This is a genomic window from Anaerolineales bacterium, assembly GCA_037382465.1.
Lineage (GTDB): Bacteria > Chloroflexota > Anaerolineae > Anaerolineales > E44-bin32 > WVZH01.
The window spans coordinates 24,366-33,118 of sequence record JARRPX010000028.1 but is presented as its reverse complement, the minus strand read 5'-3'; the positions used below and the strand labels follow the sequence as shown (position 1 = coordinate 33,118).

Here is an 8,753-nt window from a genome sequence, read left to right as displayed (position 1 = left end):
GCGGGACACTTCGTGAAGATGGTGCACAACGGCATCGAATACGGCGACATGCAATTGATCGGCGAGGCCTATCAGCTTTTGAGGGACGTTCTGGGATTGACGAACGAAGAACTGCATTCCACCTTCAAGAAATGGAACGAGGGCAAGCTGGATTCCTACCTGATCGAAATCACGAGTGACATATTCAGATACAAAGACGAGGACGGCGAGCCTTTGGTCGAGAAGATCCTCGATGTCGCCGGGCAGAAAGGGACCGGGCGATGGACGGCAATAAACGCTTTCGACCTCGGCGCACCTCTGACGCTCATCGCGCAAGCGGTGTTTGCCCGTGATCTGTCGAGCATGAAGGATGAACGCATCCACGCCAGTACGCTTCTCTCCGGCCCGTCGATCACGTCTGCTCGTGATCGCCAGACGCTGATCGAAGACATTCGCGAGGCGCTCTACGCTTCCAAAATCGTGTCCTACGCACAGGGATTCATGCTCCTGCGTAAGGCTGCGGCGGAGTACGGTTGGGACATCGATTATGGTTCGGTGGCGCTCATGTGGCGAGGCGGCTGCATCATCCGATCGGTTTTCTTGGGCGAGATCAAAACGGCATTCGATCGCCAACCGGACCTGGCGAATCTGTTGCTCGACGATTACTTCAAACAGGAGGTGGTGTCCGCCCAGGAAGCCTGGCGGAGAACCGTGGTTGAAGCCATCGGGCAGGGGATTCCCGTCCCTGCGATTTCGAGTGGGTTGGCATTCTACGACGGTTATCGCTGCCAGAGATTGCCTGCCAATTTGCTTCAGGCACAGCGAGATTATTTTGGCGCGCACACCTATGAACGCATCGATCGCCCGAGGGGTGAATTTTTCCACACGGATTGGAGCGGGACCGGCGGCGACGTGACCTCGACTTCCTACAACGCATAGTGGGAGAATCGGGCAAGTCGACTGCGTTTACGAACCCGCTTGATTTGGCCAGACACTACTCGGAGGATCGAAAGTCCTCTCGCACCGGGTGGAACACGTCGAGCATCTTGCAGGGCGTCAGGGCTTTGCCGGAGTGGGGGACGTCCGAAGGTATTACGACAACCATGCCTGGCTGAAGCGATTTTGTGTCTCCCCCAACGGTCAACTCGAACGTGCCTTCCAGGACGGTCGAGATTTGTTCGTGAGGATGCGAGTGTTCCGGAAGGGCCGCCTCGGCTTCAACGTCCCAGACCGAGAACGTCATGTGGTCCGAATGAATCATTCGGGAATGAAATCCGGGCACCCGCTCGCGTGAATCCATGTCGTTCAGGTTGTGCAGCAACATATTGGCCTCTCCAAGGTGAGATGGGATGATAACTTGTCCATCGAATTTCGAATCCCTCGACGTATGAGTCTATCGCAGAAACGGCTCCACTGGTAATCGGTTTTGGATTCGCGAGTGACAGTGGAGTCGAACGGTCATTCGATGCTTTCGATGATCTGATACGAGGAAGAGATGGGCACGCTTTCTTTCAACATCGCCTGCGCGGGACAGTACTTCGTTTCGGATAGTTCGATGGCTCGTTCGACGGCGGCTTTCTCGATGTTTTCCCCCGTGACGAGGTATTCGATGTGAACGTCCGTGAAGGTACGCGGGTGTTCCTCGGCGCGTTCGGCGTGGATGCGGACTTCAAACTGAGCGACTTTCTGGCGTTTCTTTTGCAGAATGGAGATGACGTCCATGGCCGTGCATCCGGCGAGACCGATGGCGAAGAGCTCCAGGGGTCGAAAACCATCGTCGTTCCCTCCCACAGATGGATCCCCGCCCAAGGGCACGGAAAAACCACTTTGCGCAGTTCCGGTGAACGTCAATCCGTTGCTCCAGGTTACTTTTACGTTCATCGTGATTCTCCTGTTTTGGAGTCGAGCGGCAGATCGGATCCTATCGTTTTGTTTGCCGCCGATGTAGGTGGAGTGCGACCTTCCCTACGGGAGGGACGAGCGTCATCAGGTAAAGGCTCCTGCGTAGCTGGCCCGGCAGTGGGTACAACATAAGCGCAAACACGAGTCGTACGCCAGCGTGCCTTCGCCGCAAATCGGGCACCGGGTGCCAGGGCGGGGCTCTTGGCTTCCCGTTCGTTTCTTACGCTTCTTACGTCCGGCCTTCTTCGCCATAGAAATCTGTTTTGTCCGCTTCATCACCGGTATCAAGTCATGCGTCGTCAATGTGCAAGGTATTCAGAAGTCGTTCTTCGATATCGCCGGGTATCTGATCCGCCCCGTCAGCGGCTTGATACAACGAGATGGTTTTTCGCATCGTGTCCAGCATGATCCGGCAGTTGTCGCACTCTTCGAGATGGCGTTCGATCTCACGGCAGATCTTTTCGCTGGCTTCGTTGTCGATGTATGCCGATAATCCCTGTAGAAGTTCCTGGCAAGATTCGTGTTCAACCATTGTCCGTCTCTTTCACGCGTTCCGAAAAATAAGACGAAAGTGCATCGCGCAGTTGGAGTCTGGCGCGCAGCAGGCGGGTTTTTACGGCGGATTCGGAAATATCGAGAATCTGTGCAGTCTCCCGGGTCGTCAGATGGTGCAGATCGCGCAGGATGAAAACCGTCTTCAACGCAGGTGATAGACCCTGGATCGCTTCCTTCAACTTCACCTGCGTTTCTGTGGTCATGAACTCTTCTTCGGGGAGACAGCACCAATCGACGAGCTCGCGCTTTTGGTCCGGATCGTCCAGCCCTGGGATCGGTTCATCGACCGAAACGAGAGTAGGGTTCCGTTTGCGAAGATGCATCAGCGACTGGTTGGTGGCGATTCGATAAAGCCAGGTGCCGAGACTCGAACGTCCTTCGAATTTTTGAATGGCTCGAAAAGCGTTCAAGAAAGTCTCCTGCAATATGTCCTCCGCTTCGAGCGGATCGTCGACCATGCGCAGGGAGAGGCGATATATCTTGGGTGAGTACAATTCAACCATTCGTGCGTACGCCTCACGGTCGCCTGCTTGCAGTGCTTCAATGCTGGGTGGGTTCTCTTTATCCATTAGATGCAATCATCGCTGAAAAGTTGCTTCAAGTCATTGAGTGAGATACAGTATACCCCATGGATGGAAAGCTGTCTGACATCCTGGCTGAGATCCAGAGAACCTGGTACGGCTTGACGGATGGCGGCTTTGCTTGCTTCAAGGACGACCGCCAGGTTTTAGGATTCGACAAGCCAACGGAATTGCCGGGAAAAGTGCGACGAATTCACGCACATCGTCAGCCGGGCTACCGATCTGCTCGATTTGATGGAAGCGATTATCGCCCTGCTGAAGAAAGTCATCTTCGTCGAGGACGTCTTCATCGTCCTGCGCGAAGATAGCGAGTTGCACACGCTCACCGCTTCCGGGCAGGATCTTCCGGATGTGGATCTTCTGCTGACATTGACCGAAGATTCTGCGGGTCCCGTGAGTAAGCGAGAATTGCATGATTCTCTCGTGCTTGCCAATTCGGAACTTGTTGATTGCGGTGATTTGTTGGTGGCCCGCTTGACTCTCGATGGGCAGACGAAAGGCATGATGGGTTTTATCGACGCGCTGCCCGACCGCTTTACGGCCAACGACATCCAGCTTCTTGCATCGGCTGCGGACCGTGTTTGTTCGATTATCGAATCCATGCGTTCGAGGATGATCCGGGAGGAACGACAGCGAATCGAACGCGAATTGAAAGTCGCTGCGCGGATTCAGGCGAGTTTGCTGCCGGATGAATTGCCTGAAATTCCCGGCGTCGATATCGCCGTATACCTGCAGCCGGCGAGACACGTCGGCGGTGATATTTATGCGTCTTCCAGAAACCAGGACGGCGATCCGATCATGATCCTTGCAGACGTCGCCGGGAAAGGCATGCCGGCTGCGATCTTGACTTCCATCGTACACGGCACGTTTCGGGGTCATGCTCCGTTTTGCGAAAAGCCGGCAGATTTGATGAAGATAATCGGGCGCTATATCTACCAGGATCTGGAGCGAGCGGACACTTTTGTGACGGCGATCGTGCTGCGCTGCCTGCAGCAAGAAAGGTCGTTCGAGTACGCTTCGGCGGGACATGTCGATGCGCTTCTCTGGCGATACGAGAATGCCGAGGTCGAGTTCTTGCCCGGTACGGGTATCCCGCTGGGCATCGATCCCAAGTATCCTTATGGAAACAGAACCGTTCCCCTTCATCCGGGCGATCTGGTTCTGGTTTACTCGGATGGTGTGACGGAAGCCGAGGACCCGCAGGGAAAGGTACTTGGCCTGCAGGGGCTATCCGATATAATTTACGCCACACATCCTGCACGCGCAGAGGATCAGATCCGTGCGCTTATTTCGGGATTGGAGGTCCATCGCCAAGGTTTGCCTGCGCGGGATGATGTTGCGCTGCTCATGTTTCGATGTATACATGAGGACGATGCAAATCGCACGGCACTTCCATTCGTGATCGATTCGGATTTTATTGCCGTGCGTAGCGTCGTCGATCTGATTCGTGGGTTGAAGGATAGGCAGATTGAAGGGCACCCATGCCTGGATGGTCAAATGCTGGACGATTTCGCCCTGGCTACGTCCGAGATTCTCTCGAATCAGATTCACCATGCATTCGGGGAAGGTTCGGGGAGAATTCAAGGCTGCGTGGTCGTCGAGGAAAACCGCCTTGTCGCCGATCTTTACGATCATGGCGTGCCGATCCCGGAACCTTTACAGGTGAGGATGTTCGACGGTACGGAACCACCGGAACGCGGTTATGGGCTAATGCTGGCCGAAGGGCTGCTCGATACTTGTGAGTATCATCGTATAGGTGGAACGCGAAATCATTGGCAGTTGATCAAAAATATTCATGGAGTGGACAAGAATGAAAATTGATATCGAACGTCCACAGGATAAGAAGATTGTCGTCGTCCCTCAAGGCAGAATCGACGTGCAGACGGCGCCGAATTTAAAGGAGAAGCTGCGCGAACTTGTCGATTCGGACGGTTTGACGATCATCGTCGATCTTCAACATGTCGATTTCATCGACAGTTCGGGCCTTTCGGCACTCGTTTCGGGCTTGAAGACGGTACGTGAACGCGGGGGAACGTTGCACATCAGCCAACCTCAACCACAAGCCCGGACGGCATTAAGACTCACACTGCTGGATCGTGTGTTTTCTATTTTCCCCACACTCGACCAGGCACTCGACGAAGGGGAACTGCAGGATTCTTGAGAGGTAAGTCATGAGAAACTGTATTCTCGTCATCGACGACGAGGAATACATTCGGCGGATGATCGGTTTCGTACTCGAGGGAAGCGGATTCGACGTCATCCAGGCTGCGTCCACAAAAGATGGATTGGAGATCATGCGTACGTCCAGCCCGGACGTGATCACGCTCGACTTGATGATGCCGGATCAAAGTGGTCTCGATTTGCTGGCAAGCAAACAGGCCGATCCGAAGATCTGTGACATTCCTGCCATCATCATCACGGCGGTAGGTTTTCAAGCCGACTTGGACAAAGCCCGTCAACTCGGTGCAAGCGCCACACTGAATAAACCTTTCAGCCAACGGCAGCTCGTCGACACGATCCGCAGTGTGCTCGATAGGTGAGCGCTACGCTCCATGACTTGTTCGCATGCTCCAACGTGTCCCGGATGGAATCAATGTTGGTATTTCCGGCGGTCTTTTTTGCTGCGATACGTGTACAATCAAGCGAGGATGTGCATGATTTATCCGTTATATTTGATGGGTGAATCGAACGGCCGTTGCGTGGAATTGGGCGGATAGAGTGTCTGAAGGGGAAGCAAAAATCGGTGTCGATTGAAGAATCACTGCGCTTGATCGGACAGCTTCTGCTTCTCGCCGGTGTTATCCTGCTGCTGACAGGCTGGCAGAGAATTTCTTCTGCGCGGCGACTGCCTTATTTTCTGCTGCGCCGAGAACTGTCGGGAAAAGGCTGGCGTTCGGTTGGCTTCGGCTTACTTTCGGGCGTGTTCGCTTTGCTACTGCTGCTCTTCGGGACACGGGTGGCACATATCATTGTCCCGCCGACTCCCTCCCTGACTCCGACGGCGACGACTACCCTCACACCGACCATCACGTTGTCGCCCACGATTTCAGCGACACCGACGATTTCAACCACGCCGACGATCACGCCGACGGCTACGGATACGGCGACGCCTTTTTTACCGCAGCAGATCATCCTGCTCTATCGCGAGACGGTGACCCCTCCTTACACCTACAACAACCTCGCCGACGGCGTGCGTTGGACGGCGATTTGGTATTACGGCGATGAAGAGGTTTGCCTGGAGGCGACGCAGTGGGACGGTGGAACCGGCGGGTTTGGCTACACCGAGTGTGAGCCGGCGTATTGGCTGCCGGGTGAATATGAAATCCAGATGTTCGTTGGAGAGCGGTGGGTTGTGTCTACGCGTTTCACCGTGATTGGCGACCCGCCGACAGCCACGCCGACCTTGACGCGAACTGCAACTTCCTCAGCAACGCCTACAGCCACTTTGACGCCGACGCTGGCACCCAGTTCTACACAATCGCCGTAAGCCGTTACCGTAAGCGGTATAGGATCAATCGAGATCGAGCGCTTTCTGGATGAGCGTCATCAAAGCCTGATAGCCGCGTTCGACCGGTTCCAGCTCGATAAATTCCTGCATGGTGTGTGCACCGCCTCCGCGCGTAAGTCCAATACATATGGCGGGAAAGCCCAGGCTCAGGGGAATGTTGGCGTCGGTCGATCCGGTGCTGATCTCGATGTTCGTTTCGCCGACGCTGCGGATGGCCTCGATGGCGATGGACAGGAGCGGGTGACCGCCGGCGAGGCTGCCGCCAGGGCGGGATCCGATTTGCTCGATTTCGATTCGCGCATCTCCCGCATCATATCCTTCGATACATTCGATCACTTCACGCTCGAGGTCGTTGAGTGTGGCTTCAGCCTCGGAGCGCAAGTCAATGTCCATGTGGGCGTGCGGTGCGATGGAGTTAACGCTGATACCTCCCTCAATCCTTCCGATGTTCAGCGTACTGCGGACCTGCCGGGGCAGAGGAAGCTGGAGCAATCGGGAACCGAGGTTCAACAATACGTGTATCGCAGACGTTCTGCCGGCGTGGATCCAGGCGTGTCCGCCTTGCGACGTGACGGTCACACGGTAGCGCCTGACCGGCAAACCTGCGTTATATACCTGTCCTAGAGCCATACCTTCGAGGACGATGTACGCTTTGACTCGATCGCCAAAGCGTTTCACGATCTCCCGCATGCCGATGAGGTTCCCCAAACCTTCTTCACCGACGTTCGCAGCCAGCCAGACGTCAGCCGCCGGTCGAGTGGCTGACAGATCGATGGCCAACTCCACGAGGGTAGCCAACGAGATGGCGTTATCGCCGATTCCGGGGCCGATAATGCGGTCGCCCAGATGCCGTATCTTCAACGGCGTGTCTTCGGGAAAGACGCTGTCCAGGTGTGCACTGACGATCAAGGGGGATTTGCCTTCACCAGGAGCACGTCCGAGCAGATTGCCGGCCGAGTCGACCTCGATATCGTGCAAACCGGCTTTTTCAAATTCACTTTGCATGTATGCTCTGCGAGCGCTTTCATGGAACGTCGGGGCGGGTATGGACTGAATGGCGATGGTTCTTTGGATGAGGCGATCGAAGTCCATGTTTCAGACCCGTTTTACCAGGGGGCGTAGAACGTCCATACGTGCTTCGAGCAGTCCGGGGAGGGAATCCAAAGCGAAGAGTGCTCCAGTCCCTTCGATGACAATGGACGCCGAAACACTTCCGTAGAGGGCAGCTTCAACGGGATCTTCCGTTCGGATCAGACCGATCAGGAATCCACCGCAAAACGAATCGCCGGCGCCCGTGACGTCGTAGACGCGGGCGGGATAGGCGGGGATGCGCCACTTTCGCCCGCTGATTCGTTCCCACAATGTTTGACCTCGGGCGCCGCATTTAATTATAACGAACTGACAGCCCATGTCGCCAAACGCTTCGCTCATCTCCCACACGTCCGGCTCGAGGGGGCGAAAGAAAGACTCAGCCTGCTCCTCGCTTGGCATGAAAGAATCCAGACCCGTGATGATTGCTGGTAATTTATCCTTGAAATCGGGTTTCATGTAGCTGTCGGAGGGATCGAGATTTATCACACGTACGTCCATCTCATGTAGGCGATAAGGCACAGATACGTGGGAAAGATACTGCATTGGCGAGAGGTGAGCTCCTTTGGCGCCGGCGATCGACGGACCAAGGTCGCCGGGCCGGATCGAGAGTGGGTCGAAGGTAGAGCTTTCGCACGGATGCGTCTCCACTTGATATCCAACCAGTTCCTTCGGAAGGGGTTGGTTGATTCGCAGATAATGGGACGAAGGAACCGTATCGATCCTTTCTTCGAGAGAGGCATAGGCATAGAACGCACGGGATTCATGGGGTTCGGGGAGAACCGTAACGCCGTCGGTGTTTATACCGGCGTCGTATAGATCGGCAATTAAGGAGTCCGGAAAGTTGGAGCCAACGCGGCTGACGATGCCGATCGAATCGCTCCACAGCTTTGCACCGATCGCGGCGTAGACGGTATTTCCTCCGAGAATGCCCTCGTGAGATTGGCCGTCGTGGGTGATCAGGTAATCTTGCTGCAGTCTCCCCAAAAAAACGAAATCCGCTTGCTTCAAGGTCATCTCGTTTATGATTATACCCTCGCAGATCGGATGGGATGGATCCCAAACTCTCCCGTTTTTGGATTCGAATTTAAATTCTACGTGGTTCAAGTGTCTGAATGATGGAAGGGATCAGAACGAAC

At 55.1% G+C, this 8,753-nt stretch carries 11 protein-coding genes; 5 read left to right on the top strand and 6 right to left on the bottom strand.

The window, feature by feature from the left end; translation table 11 throughout:
* The coding region (gene gnd / locus P8Z34_09155) for a decarboxylating NADP(+)-dependent phosphogluconate dehydrogenase (protein MEJ2550835.1) at window positions 1–918 on the top strand (918 nt) is incomplete at its 5' end.
* Window positions 919–973: 55 nt separating this feature from the next.
* Here the strand turns inward: gnd and P8Z34_09150 are convergent.
* From P8Z34_09150 to P8Z34_09135, 4 genes are all read right to left on the bottom strand, one after another.
* Window positions 974–1,303: a cupin domain-containing protein gene (locus P8Z34_09150; GenBank protein ID MEJ2550834.1), complete on the bottom strand. Its 330-nt coding sequence runs from the start codon at window positions 1,301–1,303 to the stop codon at window positions 974–976.
* A gap of 134 nt (window positions 1,304–1,437) precedes the next feature.
* Entirely contained in the window at window positions 1,438–1,860 is a 423-nt protein-coding gene (locus P8Z34_09145) for an OsmC family protein (GenBank protein MEJ2550833.1), read from the bottom strand.
* A gap of 310 nt (window positions 1,861–2,170) precedes the next feature.
* Window positions 2,171–2,413 carry a zf-HC2 domain-containing protein gene (locus P8Z34_09140; GenBank protein ID MEJ2550832.1) on the bottom strand — a complete coding sequence of 81 codons (243 nt, stop codon included), beginning with the start codon at window positions 2,411–2,413 and terminating at the stop codon, window positions 2,171–2,173.
* Complete coding sequence (locus P8Z34_09135) at window positions 2,406–3,005, bottom strand: sigma-70 family RNA polymerase sigma factor (protein MEJ2550831.1); 600 nt, start codon at window positions 3,003–3,005, stop codon at window positions 2,406–2,408. Before P8Z34_09135 ends, P8Z34_09140 begins: the two co-directional genes overlap by 8 nt.
* 246 nt (window positions 3,006–3,251) lie before the next feature.
* Between P8Z34_09135 and P8Z34_09130 the strand changes: the two genes are divergently transcribed.
* From P8Z34_09130 to P8Z34_09115, 4 genes are all read left to right on the top strand, one after another.
* On the top strand, window positions 3,252–4,838 hold the full coding sequence (locus tag P8Z34_09130; protein ID MEJ2550830.1) for a SpoIIE family protein phosphatase: 1,587 nt from the start codon (window positions 3,252–3,254) through the stop codon (window positions 4,836–4,838).
* Window positions 4,828–5,178: an STAS domain-containing protein gene (locus P8Z34_09125; protein ID MEJ2550829.1), complete on the top strand. Its 351-nt coding sequence runs from the start codon at window positions 4,828–4,830 to the stop codon at window positions 5,176–5,178. The genes P8Z34_09130 and P8Z34_09125 overlap by 11 nt, the downstream gene beginning before the upstream one ends.
* Window positions 5,179–5,188: 10 nt before the next feature.
* Window positions 5,189–5,557, top strand: a complete 369-nt coding sequence (locus P8Z34_09120) for a response regulator (GenBank protein ID MEJ2550828.1) — start codon at window positions 5,189–5,191, stop codon at window positions 5,555–5,557.
* Window positions 5,558–5,760: 203 nt separating this feature from the next.
* Entirely contained in the window at window positions 5,761–6,504 is a 744-nt protein-coding gene (locus tag P8Z34_09115) for a hypothetical protein (protein ID MEJ2550827.1), read from the top strand.
* A 24-nt stretch (window positions 6,505–6,528) separates the two neighbouring features.
* Here the strand turns inward: P8Z34_09115 and P8Z34_09110 are convergent, their stop codons facing one another.
* Both P8Z34_09110 and P8Z34_09105 read right to left on the bottom strand, forming a co-directional pair.
* Window positions 6,529–7,617, bottom strand: coding sequence for a M20/M25/M40 family metallo-hydrolase (locus P8Z34_09110; GenBank protein ID MEJ2550826.1), 1,089 nt, complete (start codon window positions 7,615–7,617; stop codon window positions 6,529–6,531).
* A 3-nt stretch (window positions 7,618–7,620) separates the two neighbouring features.
* Window positions 7,621–8,625: a carbohydrate kinase family protein gene (locus tag P8Z34_09105; GenBank protein MEJ2550825.1), complete on the bottom strand. Its 1,005-nt coding sequence runs from the start codon at window positions 8,623–8,625 to the stop codon at window positions 7,621–7,623.
* Window positions 8,626–8,753 lie beyond the last annotated feature (128 nt).